At 44.4% G+C, this 18,845-nt stretch carries 11 protein-coding genes and 1 pseudogene; 11 read left to right on the forward strand and 1 reads right to left on the reverse strand.

The annotated features are described in order from the left end of the window. Window positions 1-48 precede the first annotated feature (48 nt). Window positions 49-1,977 carry a group II intron reverse transcriptase/maturase gene (gene ltrA, locus GT674_RS00525; protein ID WP_227163054.1) on the reverse strand — a complete coding sequence of 643 codons (1,929 nt, stop codon included), beginning with the start codon at window positions 1,975-1,977 and terminating at the stop codon, window positions 49-51. Between the two features lie 743 nt (window positions 1,978-2,720). Here ltrA and GT674_RS00530 point away from each other — a divergent pair. The 11 genes and pseudogenes from GT674_RS00530 to GT674_RS00580 form a co-directional block, all read left to right on the forward strand. After that, window positions 2,721-2,996: pseudogene (locus tag GT674_RS00530) on the forward strand (TIM-barrel domain-containing protein); the annotation flags it as partial. A 222-nt stretch (window positions 2,997-3,218) separates the two neighbouring features. Further along, the gene (clpB, locus tag GT674_RS00535) at window positions 3,219-5,801 is read left to right on the forward strand and encodes an ATP-dependent chaperone ClpB (protein ID WP_161283877.1); all 2,583 of its coding nucleotides are present in this window, start codon (window positions 3,219-3,221) and stop codon (window positions 5,799-5,801) included. Window positions 5,802-5,852: 51 nt separating this feature from the next. Continuing rightward, window positions 5,853-6,026: a DUF4250 domain-containing protein gene (locus GT674_RS00540; protein ID WP_161283878.1), complete on the forward strand. Its 174-nt coding sequence runs from the start codon at window positions 5,853-5,855 to the stop codon at window positions 6,024-6,026. A gap of 804 nt (window positions 6,027-6,830) precedes the next feature. After that, on the forward strand, window positions 6,831-7,337 hold the full coding sequence (locus GT674_RS00545) for a MarR family winged helix-turn-helix transcriptional regulator (protein ID WP_227239370.1): 507 nt from the start codon (window positions 6,831-6,833) through the stop codon (window positions 7,335-7,337). Next, complete coding sequence (locus GT674_RS00550) at window positions 7,334-9,496, forward strand: ABC transporter ATP-binding protein (protein ID WP_161283879.1); 2,163 nt, start codon at window positions 7,334-7,336, stop codon at window positions 9,494-9,496. The genes GT674_RS00545 and GT674_RS00550 overlap by 4 nt, the downstream gene beginning before the upstream one ends. Further along, window positions 9,493-11,343, forward strand: a complete 1,851-nt coding sequence (locus tag GT674_RS00555) for an ABC transporter ATP-binding protein (RefSeq protein WP_161283880.1) — start codon at window positions 9,493-9,495, stop codon at window positions 11,341-11,343. The genes GT674_RS00550 and GT674_RS00555 overlap by 4 nt, the downstream gene beginning before the upstream one ends. Window positions 11,344-11,565: 222 nt before the next feature. Beyond that, complete coding sequence (locus GT674_RS00560) at window positions 11,566-13,629, forward strand: HelD family protein (RefSeq protein WP_161284094.1); 2,064 nt, start codon at window positions 11,566-11,568, stop codon at window positions 13,627-13,629. 198 nt (window positions 13,630-13,827) lie between these two features. Continuing rightward, window positions 13,828-14,934 carry a PsbP-related protein gene (locus tag GT674_RS00565; protein ID WP_161283881.1) on the forward strand — a complete coding sequence of 369 codons (1,107 nt, stop codon included), beginning with the start codon at window positions 13,828-13,830 and terminating at the stop codon, window positions 14,932-14,934. A gap of 107 nt (window positions 14,935-15,041) precedes the next feature. Beyond that, a complete protein-coding gene (locus tag GT674_RS00570; protein ID WP_161283882.1) occupies window positions 15,042-15,800 on the forward strand; it encodes a class I SAM-dependent DNA methyltransferase in 759 nt (252 codons plus the stop codon). Window positions 15,801-15,817: 17 nt separating this feature from the next. Further along, the gene (gene hslO, locus GT674_RS00575) at window positions 15,818-16,696 is read left to right on the forward strand and encodes an Hsp33 family molecular chaperone HslO (protein ID WP_161283883.1); all 879 of its coding nucleotides are present in this window, start codon (window positions 15,818-15,820) and stop codon (window positions 16,694-16,696) included. 34 nt (window positions 16,697-16,730) lie between these two features. Beyond that, entirely contained in the window at window positions 16,731-18,833 is a 2,103-nt protein-coding gene (locus GT674_RS00580) for an NAD(+) synthase (RefSeq protein ID WP_161283884.1), read from the forward strand. Window positions 18,834-18,845 lie beyond the last annotated feature (12 nt).

The following is an 18,845-nucleotide window of genomic DNA, read 5'->3' on the forward strand; positions in this document are numbered from 1 at the left end:
TTCATTGCACACGGCGTTCCATGGGATAAGTCTTTATTGCTAATACAGTTACTTCAAAGTCTGGTTAATTGTTATAAGGTTAACTGCTTCCAATCCTGCTTTGGCTCTCCATTTGTTAAGCTTGGCAATCTTGGCAGGTGCCCTGCAATCGAATAAATCAATGAGGGACTTGATGATTTTCACGTCAGTAGAATAGATAAGGCGCTTTATATCCTTGTGAACGATTCTGAGGTTGGCATATTCATCCGTACCACCTTGGCTTGGTGGATTAAGATATATGCACTCCACATCCTCAAACGCAAGGGACACCTTTGAGAGTTCACACTTACCTTTAGATGCCACAAATCGTGACAGGCGGTTATCACAAAATTCGATACTATGTTTCGTATCGTTGTCTCTGCTTAACTTCAACAGCGTTTCTCCGTATTTAGATTTAGCAAGCATGCGGTGAATACGTTCACGTCCCTGTGGGGTGTAACGATTGGTGTCCACTTGGAAGAACATCGGATTCTGCGTTCTGCAGTAAGCTACAGGAACAACAATCATTCCATTGATATATCTAACCTGCTTCGACTCCCCATACTTCTGATAGAAATATTCGTCCATTGCACCTTTCAATGTCGGTGGTCTTTCCTTGGAGAGGTCTGCACGACTGTTCAGTCTCGTCTTCATGGTTATATCAATCGACGGGAACAGTCTGTGAACATCCGCATTTATCATGGTAGCCATGTTATAGTACTGGTGCATACCAATAACTGCTTGGTTGTATCTGATGAGGTCATCGTGCTGTGATTGTTCACTCTCATGAGATTTACAGGCTTGAGCCATGGCATTTTTCAACTTCGCTTGTTGAGAATTGATGGCTTTGTCGGTCATATGAGACTTGATAGACCATTTCTTTCCCTTCTTGTAAAGCTTAAATTTTATGCCGAGGAAGTCGCTGTAGCCTTTGGTAAGATTCGTAATTCGTGACTTATCTGGAGAGGTTTCCAGCTTTAGTCTGTCCATCAGCCATTGCTCGACCGCATGCTTCAGCTTGACAGCGTCAGAATACGACTTGCAAAATATCTTGAAATCATCCGCATATCTCACTATGTGACACTCTTTCAAGCGGGACTGTCGCAACTTCTTGTACAGGTTTCCTTTATTCGGAGTGCCATTTTTGTTCATATAAATATCGCTTTTCAGAGGATGCTTTGCAGGCATTTCCTCCCATTGACTGGCTATCCACCAGTCAAGCTCATTCAGAACAATATTTGCCAGTAATGGACTAAGTACACCACCCTGAGGCGTGCCTTTATCGGGTACCGTTCTAACCCCGTTTTCTTCAATGGGGGCTTTCAGCATCTTTCCTATCAAGGAAATCAGCCTTTTATCCCGAATTCCCAACGTCCATATCTGTTTCAGTAGCTTCCCATGGTCAACGTTATCAAAGAATCCCTTGATATCTACATCAACTACATAGTGGAATCCGTCCACCTGCGCCAGTTTGTAACACACGGCAACGGCATTCTTAGTGCTACGATTCGGTCTGAAACCATAGCTGTGCCGATAAAACTTGGCTTCGCATATAGGCTCCATAACCTGCAATACGCTTTGTTGTACAATCCTATCTATTACAGTAGGAATTCCTAATGGTCGCATTTTTCCATTCGGCTTTGGGATATACACCCTTCTGACCGCTTTGGGTTGATAGTTAAGGATTTTGTCCCTAACGCATCGAACCAATGCTTCCTCTGACATCTCAGCTAAGTCCTTAAAGGTCTTACCGTCGACACCGGGCGTGTTGCTTCCTTTGTTTGATTTGAGATTACGATATGCCATTTTGATATTGGCATCTGAACCGATAATACTTATCAGATCCGTGAAAATCTTTTTGTTCGCACTATCCGCATATAATGCATCCTGTACTTCGACCATGCCGTAATACTCAGCATGACGGATAGCACTTTTCTTTAACAATTCCTTTCTTTGCATAGTCAACATCACCTCACTCTCGCAAGACTTGTTTCTCTTAGTCATACTCGAACCTATGAATATTAACTGCATTACTTTATTAAACTTGTTTTGTCGACTGGCAGACAGACCAGTCGTCCCACTAGAGGCTATTGCTCCACTCCCATTACAGGAGCTTCATCGCTCGTGCCTCCGCTCTCACAACGATAAAGGTAAGTTATACAGTGTGCTTTCCTTACCAACAGGTCATAGCATGTGCAACTGCTCACTGTTCGTTGCTTTCGACGTTCCAATATGGTGCAATATACTGTACTTAGGTGCCTCCTTTGAGCCTGCTAATTTCCATTGCCTGTAACAATGCTCCGACTTTCACTTCCACCCAGTTACTTTTCGGTAATCAGCGCCAAACCGTTGGCATGCGCTTTTCAACGCATTCGAATTTTAGACTCTTTAAATCGTCAGTTCGTCCCCACTTCCGTGGATACTCACCATATACAGCTTCACTACATAATCACAGGCAACCCACACCTCTGTGAATCTTTCCTCAGCCTTACCTGTTAGGACCTGCTTTTTGCTCTTCACCCTAACTTTTGACAACCCGATAGCTTTTGCACAACTATCACGCTGTAGGGAGTTTACGTGTGTCCCTTCAGGGCGTTACCCCTTCATTTGAACAACACCATATCAGTTGTATCAGTAGCTTTTTCTTTTTACGGACGGCTACTGACCCCGCTGTCTATTCAACAAGCGGAACGTCTCGTCCAATGAAATTCATCAAGTTCCTGCCAGACGGAACCATTTCCGAAGAAATCCTCGCAAAAGGAGTTCACTATGTAGACGTGGCACTCAACGAAGTACCGCTCTTCATCCGAAGTGGCAAATGCATCCCAATCGCAGAAGTGGCAGAGTGCGTGAAGGATATTGATACAGAGCACCTTAAGATGCTTGGATACGAAGGCAGCAGCTATACTCTGTATGAAGATGACGGAATCCATAAGGATTATGACAAGGAAGAGAATTACAGGATTCTGACGAAATAAGGTAATAGTTAATGTGAATATGCGTAGATGAAAGTAGGGCTGACAGTCTGTTAGGGATTGTCGGCTCTGTTTTTGTGTTCACAAAATATTCACAAATAATTAGCACTCACCTCTTTACAGTGCTAACAATATGTGTTATAGTACAAGCATAACAAAGATAACCCAAAGGGTACGGAAAGAAATTTCGGTATCCTTTTCCTACGATATAGAGGAGGAGAGCCTATGAATATCAGTAAATTTACTCAGAAATCTGTACAGGCTGTTCAGGACCTTGAGAAGGTTGCTTATGAGTATGGCAACCAGGAAGTAGAGCAGGAGCATCTTTTGTATGCACTGTTAACACAGGAGGACAGCCTGATTCTCAAACTGATTGAGAAGATGGATATCAATAAAGAATATTTTATCAACGTAGTAAAGAAAGCATTGGATGCTAAGGTAAAAGTATCCGGCGGTGATCTGAGATTTGGACAGTATCTGAACAAATCTCTTGTAAATGCAGAGAACGAAGCGAAGGCAATGGGAGATGAATATGTTTCTGTTGAGCATCTGTTTCTGTCTCTTCTGACACAGCCGAGTCCGAGTATGAAGAAGATCTTTAATGAATTCGGTATCACCAGAGAAAGATTTCTTCAGGCACTTTCTACCGTGAGAGGCAACCAGAGAGTTGTCAGCGACAACCCGGAAGCAACTTACGATACCCTGAACAAATACGGTGAAGATCTTGTCGAGAAGGCGAGAAACCAGAAACTGGATCCGGTCATCGGACGAGATGCGGAGATTCGCAATATCATCCGTATCCTTTCTCGTAAGACCAAGAATAACCCGGTGCTGATCGGTGAACCTGGTGTTGGTAAGACAGCAGCCATCGAAGGACTGGCACAGCGAATCGTTGCCGGCGATGTTCCGGAAGGCCTTAAGAATAAGAAAATTTTTGCGTTGGATATGGGAGCACTGGTTGCAGGTGCCAAGTATCGTGGTGAATTTGAGGAACGTCTCAAAGCAGTCCTCGAAGAAGTGAAGAAAAGTGAAGGAGAGATTATCCTCTTCATCGATGAGCTTCACCTGATCGTCGGAGCCGGTAAGACAGACGGTGCGATGGATGCAGGTAATATGCTGAAACCTATGCTTGCCAGAGGTGAACTGCATTGTATTGGTGCAACCACACTGGACGAGTACCGGCAGTACATCGAGAAAGATGCCGCACTGGCACGTCGTTTCCAGCCGGTTATGGTCGATGAGCCAACGGTAGAAGATACGATTTCCATCCTTCGTGGACTGAAGGAAAGATATGAAGTCTTCCATGGTGTCAAGATTACAGACAGCGCACTGGTAGCAGCAGCTACACTTTCACACAGATATATCACAGACAGGTTCCTGCCGGATAAGGCAATCGACCTGGTAGATGAGGCTTGTGCCCTGATCAAGACCGAACTGGATTCCATGCCGACAGAACTGGATGAGCAGAGACGTAAGATCATGCAGCTTGAGATTGAGGAATCTGCTCTTAAGAAAGAAACAGACAATCTGAGCAAGGAGCGTCTTGCAGATCTGCAGAAAGAGCTTGCAGAGATGCGTGATACCTTTAATACTCAGAAAGCACAGTGGGACAATGAGAAACATTCCGTAGAGAAACTCCAGAAATTACGTGAGCAGATCGAGGATATCAATAAACAGATCCAGAAAGCAAAACAGAATTACGATCTGGAAAAAGCAGCTGAGCTGCAGTATGGTGAACTGCCGAAACTCCAGAAACAGCTGGAGATAGAGGAAAGACAGGTCAAAGAAAGTGACCGCAGTCTGGTACATGAAGCTGTCACAGATGATGAGATTGCAAGGATTATCTCCCGTTGGACAGGTATTCCGGTAACGAAACTGACTGAAGGTGAGAGAACGAAACTTCTTGGTCTGGAGGATGAACTGCATAAACGTGTGATCGGACAGGATGAAGGTGTACGTCTTGTTACAGATGCAATCCTTCGTTCCAAAGCAGGAATCAAAGACCCGTCCAAACCGATTGGATCTTTCCTGTTCCTTGGACCTACCGGTGTTGGTAAGACAGAACTTGCCAAGACACTGGCAGCAACTCTGTTTGATGATGAGCAGAATATGGTACGAATCGATATGAGTGAGTACATGGAGAAATATTCTGTATCTCGTCTGATCGGAGCGCCTCCGGGATATGTAGGATACGAAGAAGGCGGTCAGCTTACAGAGGCTGTTCGTCGTAAACCATACAGCGTTGTTCTGTTTGATGAGATTGAGAAGGCGCATCCGGATGTATTTAATGTACTTCTTCAGGTGTTGGATGACGGACGTATCACAGATTCTCAGGGCAGAACGGTAGACTTCAAGAACACGATTCTGATCATGACTTCCAATATTGGTTCGCCATATCTTCTTGATGGTATTGATGAGAAGGGTGAGATCAAACCGGAGGCTCAGGAGCAGGTTATGAATGACCTGCGTGGACATTTCCGTCCGGAGTTTCTGAACCGTCTGGATGAAATTATTATGTTCAAACCATTGACAAAAGAGAACATTGGTGGCATAGTCGACCTTATGGTCAAAGAACTCAGCGACCGTCTGGCAGATCAGGAGCTTTCCCTGGAACTGACTGATGCGGCAAGAACTCAGGTAATTGAAAATGGATATGATCCGGTATATGGAGCACGTCCGCTGAAACGTTATCTGCAGAACTATGTGGAAACACTTGCAGCCAAGAAGATTCTTTCCGGTGATGTACATCAGGGCGATACGCTTGTGCTGGATGTCAAAGACGGTGAGTTTGTGATCAATACAAAATAGATGTGACTGTGGATGTAACTGACAGTCACAGGAAAATTGCAGGAGGCAGCTATGATACCAAAGGATCCGGTGATGCTGTTGAGTTACGTTAATACACAGCTCAGAGATTATTATGACTCTCTTGATGATTTCCTTAAGGATAAGGAATTGTCAGGAGAGAGCCTGATAAAGAAACTCGCGTCGATCGATTATGAGTACGATGCGGAACTCAATCAGTTTGTATAAAGAATTCCCGGTGATGGGAAATTTAAGAAAGACTCTGTTTAGTGGACACCCTGTGAATTATCTTCTGTGTGTGTTTCGTTTCAGAACTTCTGAGATACCAGGATATACAGAATTTTGCTAAGTACAATTCAGAAAATGCTGAACTCGCATCATAGATGCTCAGACAGCAGCATTTTCTGAATTAACGCAAAAACCTGTATGATCCGGTATCTAAACGAAGTTCTTCAGGCGAAACAAAAGCAGAAGATAATCACGTGCGTCCCGGACAGAAGTCTTTTTTTCTTTCCTATCACCGTACTTTATACCCGTTAGCGTGTTCGGGGGTGTGGTCCCCACCGTGAGCTGATAACATATAGATTAACAGCCAATATATAAAAACTCCTGAGCAGGAAACATCTGCAAGAGTTCATAGAAATACTTGAAGATACCCTGGCTGTGTTATGGATAAAAAGTGCATTGTCTGAGCGTAAGCGAGTTATGCACTTTCTATCCATGATCTTAGCAGACAGGGTATATTCTTAGTATTTCTGAACTCTGAAGCCGTTTCCAATTCAGGAGCTTTTATATATGGCGTGGGATATATAATATCAGCACCAAACTCTGAAGCCGTTTCCAATTCAGGAGTTTCTATATATGGCGTGGGATATATGATTAGCCGGGCAAAATGTTTATTGGGAATAAAATATAAAAATTATGTGAAATACACAAAAAACAGTTGCATTTTTTGTGCAAATACATATAATAAATAATTAGTCAGCTAATGAATAACCAACTAACGAAAAAAGACTATACGGAGGTGAAGAATTGTTTACAGAAGGAGAACCAGAGTTTTGCTCTGCAGAGCATAAGACAAGTTATCTGTCCATGCTGATGAGAATCGACCGCCGCTTTATGGGCAAGTGCTTTGGACAGATGCAGGAACTGGGCATTTATCCAGGACAGATTCCGGTACTTGGACTTCTGGCATATAAAGATGGACTCAGCCAGCGCGAGATCGCAGAAAAATTGAGAATCAAACCGCCAACGGTCAATGTAACTGTTCAACGACTGGAAAAAGCAGGATTCCTGTGCAGAAAAGCAGATGAAAAAGATCAGAGAATATCCAGAATCTACCTCACTGAAAAGGGACGACAGGCAAAAGAAAACGGTATGAAAAAAGTAGAAGAAAACGAAAAAATTCTTCTGGACGGTTTCAACGATACTGAACTTTGTCTTCTGAGAAGATTCCTGGAACAGATTACAGAAAATATCGAAAAAATACCAGTATCCTCTGGAAAAAATAATACAGAGAAAGAAGGACAGCAAAAGTGATCAAACTGATGAAATATCTCAAAAAATCAGCCGGCTATGTAATTCTGATCATAGCACTTCTGTTTCTTCAGGCATACTGTGATCTCTCTCTTCCGGATTACACATCCAAAATTGTCAATGTAGGAATCCAGCAGAGCGGTATCGAAGACAGTGTACCCGAAAAAATCAGAAAGACCTCAATGGACAGTCTTAAGCTGTTTATGGATGAAAATGATAAAGAAACCGTAGATTCCTTTTATGAGGAAGACGGAGATAATCTCGTACTGAAAAATGATGTGACATCTGAAGAACGTGATAAACTAAATGATATTCTGGCAAAACCGATGATGATCGCCGCAAGCTTTTTATCCGGAAGTGATGAAGTTACAGCCATGCTCTCCCAGATGGGAGTTCCGGAAGGAACAGATCCGATGCAGGCAATCACTATGATGCCAAAAGAAGCACTTGATGCGATGACGGAGAAAATCAGCGAGAAGATCGACAGTATGCAGGATTCTATCATCACCCAGGCTGGTGTATCTTATGTAAAGAGTGAATATGAAGCAATAGGGGAAGATGTAGATGCGATCCAGATGCATTATATCAAGATGTCAGGTGTCAAGATGCTCGGTATGGCACTTATCACCATGCTCTGTGCAATCTGCGTAGTGTTCCTTTCCTCCAGAGTGGCAGCAGCACTCGGCCATGATCTGAGAAATGCAGTGTACCGTAAGGTTATCACCTTCTCAAGCCGCGAATACCATAAGTTTTCCACAGCATCCCTGATCACACGATGCACGAATGATATTCAGCAGGTACAGCAGGTAATGGCAATGCTTTTCCGTATCGTACTCTACGCCCCGATCCTTGGCATCGGCGGTGTGATCCGTGTATTACAGACAGATTCTTCCATGACATGGATTCTTGGTCTTGCAGTAGGACTGATTCTTGTTGTGATCATTGTTCTGTTTCAGGTGGCTATGCCAAAATTCACAGTATTACAGACATTAGTTGATAAACTGAACCTGGTAACACGAGAAATTCTGACAGGTATTCCAGTCATCCGTGCATTCAGCCGCGAGAAACATGAAGAAGAACGTTTCGAAGAGGCAAATGCAAGACTGACAAAAACAAACCTCTTTGTCAACAGATGCATGACCTTTATGATGCCTACCATGATGCTGATCATGAATGGAATTTCCGTACTGATCATCTACAGCGGAGCCTATGCCGTAGACAATGGAACCATGCAGGTCGGAAACGTTATGGCATTTATCCAGTACGCAATGCAGATCATCATGTCCTTCCTGATGATCACAGCCATGTCCATCATGCTCCCGAGAGCAAATGTGGCAGCACTTCGTATCAATGATGTACTTAAGACAAAAGTAAGCGTCACAGATCCGGAAAATCCAGTTCAGCCGGCAAAAGATGTCAAAGGAACTGTTGAATTTGATCATGTAAGCTTTGCTTATCCGGAAGCAGGAGAAAATGTCCTGACAGATATTTCCTTCAAGGCTGAAAAAGGCGAGACGATCGCTGTGATCGGAAGTACCGGAAGCGGTAAGAGTACCCTGGTCAATCTGATTCCACGTTTCTATGATGTGACAGAGGGACGTGTTCTTGTAGATGGTGTAGATGTCCGTGATATGACACAGAAAGATGTCAGAGACAGACTGGGATATGTACCACAGAAAGGAGTCCTTTTCTCAGGTACGATCGATTCCAACATCCGATACGGCAAGACCGATATTTCTGAAGAGAAAGTAAAAGAAGCCGCAGAGGTTGCTCAGGCAGCAGAATTTATTGAGACAAAACCAGAAAGATACGCCTCTCCGATCGCACAGGGAGGTACCAACGTTTCCGGCGGACAGAAACAGAGACTTTCTATTGCAAGAGCAATTGCCAAAAAACCTGAGATATTTATTTTTGACGACAGCTTTTCAGCTCTGGACTTCAAGACAGACAGTACCCTGCGTAAGGCACTGAAAACACATACAAAAGATGCAACAACGATCATTGTTGCACAGCGTATCAGCACAATCCTGAATGCAGATAAGATCATTGTTCTGGATGACGGACATATGGCAGGAATCGGCTCTCATAAAGAACTGATGGAGAACTGCGAGGTTTACCGTCAGATTGCAATGAGCCAGCTGTCAGAGGAGGAATTGGCATGAGTGAACAGAAACGACGTGGACCGATGGGCGGTCATGGACCGGGAATGCGCCCGACAGAAAAAGCAAAAGACTTCAGAGGTTCAATGGGAAAGCTTTTCAGTTATATGAGCCGTTATAAACTTCGCTTTGTAATGGTATTTATATTTGCAGTCGCAGGAACCGTTTTTAACATCGCAGGACCGAAGATCCTTGGTAAAGCAACGACAGAACTTTATACAGGTCTTGTTGCAAAAGTAAACGGAATAGGAGGCATCAATTTCGGGAAGATTGGGATGATCCTTCTGTGGACACTGGGCCTGTATCTGGCAAGTGCCTGCTTTTCTTTCATTCAGGGATGGATCATGACAGGAATCTCCAATGATGTAACCTATAATTTAAGAAAAGATATTTCAAAGAAAATCAACAGACTTCCACTCAACTACTTTGAGAGCAGAACCAACGGCGAAATCCTTTCCAGAGTAACGAACGATGTGGATACACTGCAGATGAGCCTCAACCAGAGCCTGACACAGCTCATCACATCTGTAACAACCCTGATCGGTGTATTTATCATGATGCTGTCCATTAATGTATGGATGACACTGGCTGCTCTTCTGATCCTGCCGGTTTCCATGTTCATCATTCAGGCAGTGATGAAGCACTCCCAGAAATATTTCCAGGCACAGCAGAAATATCTCGGTGCAGTCAATGGACAGATCGAGGAGAACTTCGGTGGTCACGATGTAGTAAGAGTATTCAATAAAGAAAACGATGTTCTGGAAGAATTTGAAAAAGACAACAGGCATCTCTACGAATCTGCATGGAAATCACAGTTCTTCTCAGGAATGATGATGCCGATCATGCAGTTTGTAGGAAACCTTGGATATGTTATGGTTGCACTTCTCGGCGGCATTTTTGTTATCAAAGGTTCCATCGAGGTCGGTGATATTCAGTCCTTCTTCCAGTATATCCGTAACTTTACCCAGCCGATCCAGCAGATCGCACAGGTTACAAACCTGCTGCAGTCTTCCGCAGCTGCATCTGAGAGAGTCTTTGAATTCCTCGATGAGGAGGAAGAAGTACAGCAGCCGGAGAATCCGGATTCCATCGAAGGACTAAATGGAAATGTTCAGTTCGAACATGTAGAGTTTGGCTATAACCCGGATAAGATCATTATCCATGATTTTTCTGCAGATGTACAGGACGGACAAAAAATTGCCATTGTAGGTCCGACCGGAGCAGGTAAGACCACCATGGTAAAACTTCTGATGCGCTTCTATGATGTAAACAAGGGTGCAATCAAGGTAGACGGTCATGATGTTAAGAACTTTAACAGAAGCGAACTTCATGAGATGTTTGGAATGGTGCTTCAGGATACCTGGCTGTTTTCCGGGACAATTATGGAAAATATCCGTTACGGACGCCTGGATGCAACAGATGAGGAGGTTATTGCAGCAGCAAAAGCCGCACATATCCACAACTTTATCATGCAGCAGCCGGGTGGATACCAGATGGTACTGGATGAGGAAACAAGCAATATCTCTCAGGGTCAGAAACAGCTTCTCACGATCGCAAGAGCTATTCTTGCAGACAATAAGATTCTGATCCTCGATGAGGCGACCTCTTCTGTAGATACCAGAACAGAGATGCAGATCCAGAAAGCGATGGACAATCTGATGAAGGGAAGAACAAGCTTCGTTATCGCCCACAGACTTTCTACGATCAAGGATGCAGATCTGATCCTTGTCATGAAAGATGGAGATATCATCGAGCAGGGCAGCCACGAAGAACTGCTGGCAGCGAAAGGCTTCTATGCAGATCTTTATAACAGCCAGTTTGACAATGAATCCTCTGAACTTTGCTCATAAAAAAGAAAAATCCCAATATAGCGGATAGCAAATATCCGTCTGACGACCAGAGTTACTGCGAATGAAACAAACAGTAACAACCGTCCTGAAAAGACAGCTCCTGACAGGAGACAACTCTTGTCAACTGCTGTCTTTTTGAGTATAATGAAAAAATTAAGTAACTGTGAGGGTACTGAACAGTTACAACTATTATTAAGTCTGGCAGGAAAGGGAGGTATTATGATGAACGGCAGTATAGAAAGTGGCAGAGAGTACCTGCAGTATGTGATGGAATGTCTGAAGAAACGTCTTGCCCAGACCGATACGGCAATCCTTGAAGGAGAGAAAGAAATCGAGGATATGCATGAATATTACTGGGAAAACTATACAGAGATGGACGAGTATGGTTATGAAAATTATGATAACCAGCAGGCACTGTTCCGTCAGATGAATGCAAATGAAGAGCAGTTTCTTTTGCGTAAACGATTCAGGAAAATGATGGATTCTCCGTTTTTTGGAAGAGTGGATTTTCAGTATGACGGAGATGAGGAGCCGGAACTTTTTTATATAGGAATCGGAAATCTTTCCGAGACAGCAGGAAGCCGCCCTCTGGTCTATGACTGGAGAGCACCGGTCAGCGGACTTTTTTATGATTATGACAAAGGACCTGCAGCTTATGAAGCACCCTCCGGTATATTTGAAGGAGAGATCACATCCAAATGGCAGTACAAGATCCGCAATGGTCAGATGCTCTATGAGTTTGAGAGCGATGTCAAAATCGATGATGAGATCCTTGGTGCGGAGCTTGGAAGTAAGGGAGAGGTTCAGCTCAAGAACATTGTCCGCACGATCCAGAAAGAGCAGAATACAATCATTCGAAACACAAGTGATAAAATCATGGTAATCCAGGGAGCGGCAGGAAGCGGTAAGACCTCGGTTGCACTGCACAGGATCGCATATCTTCTTTATCATGACAGGGAGAATCTCAAGTCCTCAAATATCCTGGTACTTTCACCAAATGGTGTGTTTGCGGATTATATTTCACATATTCTTCCGGAACTGGGTGAGGAGAACATCCGGGAGATGAGCTTTGATCTGTTTGCCTACCGGGAACTGAAGGGAATTGTTTCGGACTGTGAGGACAGATACGATCAGATCGAAAGAGCAGTTCTGCTGCCAAAGTCCCAGGAACTGTGCAGAGAAAAGCAGTCCGCAGAGTTTGCTGGAAGGCTGGATGGATATATGCTTGGTCTGGAAGACGAGCTGATGAATTTCCGGGATATAGAATACAGGGGCAGTACACTTTCTGAGAAAGAGATCATTGATCTGTTTTACTTTAAATTTCTGGATATCCCGCTTCTCTCAAGAATGGAAGCAGTGGCAGAATATTTTATTGATCAGGTGGAGACACTGAGGGACAGAGACCTTGTGGACGAAGAAAAGGAAGAACTCCTTGGACGGTTTAACCGCATGTACGAAACCAGGGACTGCTATATACTGTACAGTCGTTTCCTTGAGCAGGAGGGATATGATCCTCTTCCGAGAGTTCCTCTGGAAAAAAGAAAACTGAAGTTTGAGGATGTGTATCCAATCCTTTATCTGAAGTACTCTCTTTTCCGCTGCAAAAATCACCACGGCATCAAGCATGTTGTAGTGGATGAGATGCAGGATTATTCCTGGATCCAGTATGTACTTCTCAAGAAACTGTTTCCGTGCAGAATGACGATCCTCGGAGACAAGGCGCAGACGATGGAAGAACAGCAGCAGGATGTCCTGAAATTTCTTCCGAAGATTTTTGGCAGAGATATCCGTAAGATCATCATGAACAGAAGTTACCGAAATACGATGGAGATTGCAGAGTATGCAAATAAACTCACCGGTATTCAGGATATGGAACTGTTTGAGCGTCACGGAGCTCCGGTTGAAGAGAGGATGTTTGCACAGCAAAAAGAAGCCCTGGATGAAGTGATCCGGCGGTGGGAAGCAAAGAAGGCAGATTATGAAACCGAAGTACTGATTCTTTTTACAGAGAGGGAGGCAGAGCGGGCATATCTGTATATAGAAGAAAAACTGAAAAGTCTGGATCCGGACGGAGAATATCAGCTGAATTATATGAATCGTGACAGCCAGAGTTTCAAAAAGGGTCTGACAGTCACCACCTTTTATCTTGCAAAGGGTCTGGAATTTGACCAGGTATTTGGCGTTTTTGCGGAAAATGCAGATGACGGACTTATCAGACAGGCAAAGTATATTGCAGCAACAAGGGCACTGCATGAGCTTCATATGTATGAATATCAGGGACAGTAAGATTTGCATATTTTCAGCAAAAAACACAGTAGGAAAGTTATAGAAAAAACAGAAAGCGACACAGAAAATTCACATTAATTTATAGGAAATTCATAATCCACCAGGGAAAATTTATTGACATGTCTGTAATAAAACTGTAAAATATAGCACAAAGGTCTTAAAAAGAACTATAATCATAACCGACATAAGGAGGGTATTATGAGAAACAAAAGAATACTTGCGATTTCAGCAATTGCCATATCAGCATCTGTTTTCATGGCTGCCTGCGGCTTTGGCGGAGCAGATCCGGATGAATCTGTTGCAGTAAGTGTAACACCTACACCGGTTGCAACCGAGACACCGGCACCGACACCGACGATCGCTCCGAATGTACAGGCTACTACCTATACATCAGCAGACAAATCCGTAGCGATCAATCTGCCGAATGCAACCTGGGCAAATAAGACAGATGAGACGAATACACTCAGCTTTGAATCTCCGGACGAAGGCAACATCCTGATCCTCCATGGACAGGGAGAGGATACAATGGCGGCAACTGTGATCCCGAGTTCACAGGATATGGCCACTTCTCTTGAGCAGGCAGACGGAGACAAGACAGAGGGAACTGACTTTGAGATCCAGGAGTATAATTCCAAGGATGTCAACGGCATTGGTGTTTACACCTATACAACCAAGATGCTGAATACTGAGAAGAGCAATGGAAGTCTGTATGTACTCCATAAAGTCATTGCAAATGACACAGAATACTACAGCATCGAGGCATCTGTTAAGAAGGAAGATGTTCTTTCTGAAGTGAAAGCAGCTGTAGATTCTTTCCAGATCCTTGGAGATTCTTCTCTGAAAGAAGCTGCACCAAAGCAGGCAGCAGCTCAGACCAAGACAGATAATGCGAAAGCTTCTTCTGATGCAAATGCAGCTGCAGGAACTGACAGCAATGCAGCCGGAGCAGATGCTTCTGCAGCCGCAGCTGACAGCAGTGCAGCGGATACTACAGGAAGTACTGATGGAAGCAGTGACGGATCCGAAAGCTATGACGATGGCTCCGGTGATTCTGGTTCAACAATCTCCAATTCTGCAGGATTTACAGATGAACAGCTTTCCAACACAGATGAGACAAGAACCATCTATCGTAACTCTGACGGACATCCGCTTGTAATCACACCGGATGGAAACGGAAGCTGGGTTGACTTTGATGGAAATACTTATAATTTCACCAGTGATGAAGATGCATATGATGAGAACGGCACAAGCTATTACTGGCACGGTGAGGGTGCAGACGTATATTATATGCCTGTTCCGCAATAATTCACAAAGAGAACAGAATCAGCTGCCGCTTCAGCGGCTGAGAACAAAAAGGCAGGTGAGCGATCATCTGCCTTTTTCCTCATAAAATAAAAGCAGGGGAGACGACTATGGGCGCATACGAGAAATTTGCACAGGTTTACGATCTGTTCATGGACAATATCGATTACGAAGAATGGGCAGACTATATTACAGATCATCTTAAGAAATATGGCATCGAGGATGGTCTGGTACTGGAACTTGGCTGCGGCACCGGAACGATGACGGGATTGCTTGCAGACAGGGGGTATGATATGATTGGAGTGGACAATTCCGGAGAGATGCTTGCAGAGGCTATGGAGAAACGGATGGAGTCCGGACAGGATATTCTGTATCTTCAGCAGGATATGCAGGAGTTTGAATTGTATGGAACTGTCCGTGCCATAGTCAGTGTCTGTGACAGTCTGAATTACATTACGGAGAGAGAGGAACTTCTTCAGGTTTTCCGTCTGGTCAATAATTATCTGGATCCGGAAGGACTTTTTCTGTTTGATATGAACACAATACATAAATACAGAGATATTCTTGGAGATACCACCATTGCGGAGAATCGGGATGAAGGGAGCTTTATCTGGGACAACAGCTATGACCCGGAAAATGGACTGAATATCTATGAACTGGCAGTCTTTCTTCCGAGAGAGGACGGCCTTTATGAGAAGGCAGAGGAGGTTCACTGCCAGAAGGCTTACTCGCAGGAGGAGATAGAAGAACTGATCCGTGAGGCGGGAATGGAGCTTCTGGAAGTGTACGATGCATATACAGGCAGACCGGCAGCCGACGACAGTGAGAGATTATTCTTTATCGCAAGAGAAAAAGGAAAAGCAAAATAAGAAACGAGGTAAGATTCATGAGTGATTATATAGTAAGAGCAATTGCAGCAGACAGTCAGATACGTGCGTTTGCGGCGGTTACAACAGAGACAGTAGAGACAGCAAGGAAGGATCATAACACCAGCCCGGTTGCAACAGCAGCACTTGGCCGTCTTCTGACAGGCGGGGCCATGATGGGAATTATGATGAAGGGTGACAAGGATATCCTGACTCTTCAGGTAAAGGGTGACGGTCCGATCGAGGGAATTACAGTAACAGCAGATTCCAAAGGAAGAGTAAAAGGATATGTGGGAAATCCGGATGTGATCATTCCGGCAAATGCCAACGGTAAACTGGATGTATCAGGAGCAGTCGGAAACGGATTCCTTCAGGTCATAAAGGATATGGGGCTCAAAGAACCATATGTTGGACAGGTAGGACTTCAGACCGGAGAAATCGCAGAGGATCTGACCTACTATTTCGCAGCAAGTGAGCAGGTTCCGTCTGCGGTAGGTCTTGGTGTTCTGATGAATAAAGATAATACGGTACGTCAGGCAGGAGGATTTATCGTTCAGGTCATGCCTTTTGCAGAGGAAGCCACCATTGCAAAGCTGGAAGAAAACGTACAGAAGATTCAGTCTGTCACAACACTTCTGGAGCAGGGACATACTCCGGAGAGTCTTCTGGAGCAGGTGCTTGAGGGCTTCGATATTGAGATCAACGACAGAATCCCGACAGAATTCTACTGCAACTGCAGCAAAGAGCGTGTGGAAAAAGCACTGATCAGCATTGGAAGAAAAGATTTAAATGAGATGATCCAGGAAGGTAAGAGTATAGAACTGAACTGTCATTTCTGCAACACAAATTATGAATTCAGCGTAGAAGAACTTAAAGAAATCCTCAGAAAATGTAAATAAAAGGTAATTGTTCACATAAAGGAGGAACAGGGACATGAAGGACGGTTTTATCAAGGTAGCAGCAGGAACACCGGATGTACAGGTGGCAGACTGTGAATTCAATGCATCGGAAATCATCAAGATGGTTCATGAGATGGAAGCAGAGGGAGCAAAGGTCATGGTGTTCCCGGAATTATGTATCACAGCGTATACCTGCGGGGATCTTTTCTGGCAGGAAAACCTTCTGGAGGAAGCAAAGAAACAGTTAGTCCGCATTGCAGAAGAGACAAAAGATGTAGAGGCGCTGATTTTCGTAGGACTTCCGCTGGAATACAAGGGCAAGCTTTATAATGTGGCAGCTGGTCTGAATCATGGAGAGGTGCTCGGTTTCGTACCGAAGATCCATATTCCGAACTATAATGAATTCTATGAGGCAAGATATTTTACTTCCGGAGAGAATGTGGACGGAACAGTGACTGTCCGCACAGAAGATTATGGATTCTGCCATATGGATGAACTTGACGATAATGACGATGTGGAATTTGATCTTGAGGCAGAGATCGAAGCACTGGAGGAAGCGGAATTCGAGGAACTGGAAGAGGTTGAGGACGACCCGGATTATATTGATGAAGATGAAGAAGAACTGATGGAACAGGATATCCCGATTTCATCCAACGTACTGTTTACCTGTCCGGATATGCCAAAGCTCAGGATCGCAGCAGAAATATGCGAAGATCTCTGGGTTTTGAATCCGCCAAGTGTGGCACACGCCTATCATGGAGCAAACCTGATCGTAAATCTGTCTGCAAGCGATGAGGTTGTCGGTAAGGATTCCTACCGCAGAAGTCTGGTAAGTGCACAGTCTGCAAGACTCCTCTGCGGCTACATCTATGCGACTGCAGGTGAGGGAGAATCCACACAGGATGTTGTCTATGGAGGACATAATCTGATTGCAGAAAATGGCACAATTCTTGCAGAGAGCAGACGTTTTGTAAACGGTGCACTCTATGCAGATCTGGATATCCACAGACTGGAGAATGAGAGAAGAAGAATGACAACCTGTCGTTTTGCACCGGATCTGGCTCCGGAAGGACAGGATGTATTCTATAATGAAGTTTATTTTAATATCAGCAGAGGAACCACAGAACTTACACGGAAATTTGATTCCAGACCATTCGTACCGGGAGTCAGAGAAGAAAGAGAACGTCGCTGCGATGAGATCCTGAACATTCAGGCGATGGGACTTAAGAAACGTCTTGCACATATCCACTGCCAGAATGCAGTGATCGGTCTCTCCGGCGGACTGGATTCTACTCTGGCACTTCTGGTGACTGTCCGTGCATTTGACATGCTTGGAATGTCAAGAGAGAAGATCACGGCAGTAACCATGCCGTGCTTTGGAACCACAGACCGGACATATAACAATGCCTGCCAGTTAAGTAAATGCCTTGGAGCATCGCTTAAGGAGGTAAATATCCGTGAGGCGGTAAATCTTCATTTCCGCGATATCGGACATGATCCTGAGGTACATGATGTCACCTATGAGAACGGACAGGCACGCGAACGTACACAGATTCTGATGGACATTGCAAACCAGTCCGGCGGTATTGTGATCGGAACAGGAGACCTCTCCGAGCTTGCTCTTGGATGGGCGACCTATAACGGAGACCACATGTCCATGTATGCAGTGAACGCATCCGTACCAAAGACCCTGGTCCGTCATCTGGTAAGATATTATGCAGATACCTGTGAGGATGCAAAGCTTGCAGAGATTCTTCTGGACATTCTGGATACTCCGGTGAGTCCGGAGCTTCTTCCGCCAAAAGATGGTGTGATTTCACAGAAAACAGAGGATCTCGTGGGACCGTATGAACTTCATGATTTCTTCCTCTATTATATGCTTCGCTGGACATTTCCACCGAAGAAGATCTTCCGTATGGCAAAGATTGCATTTGAGGGAGAATATGATGATGCTGTGATCCTGAAATGGCTGAAAACCTTCTATCGGAGATTTTTTATGCAGCAGTTCAAGCGTTCCTGTCTTCCGGATGGCCCGAAAGTAGGAAGTGTAGCAGTTTCTCCGAGGGGAGACTTAAGAATGCCGAGTGATGCATGTGCAAAACTCTGGATGAAACAGATTGAGGAACTTGAGGTGTGATTTATCACACCT

This window comes from Blautia sp. BIOML-A1, from assembly GCF_009883055.1.
GTDB lineage: Bacteria > Bacillota > Clostridia > Lachnospirales > Lachnospiraceae > Blautia_A.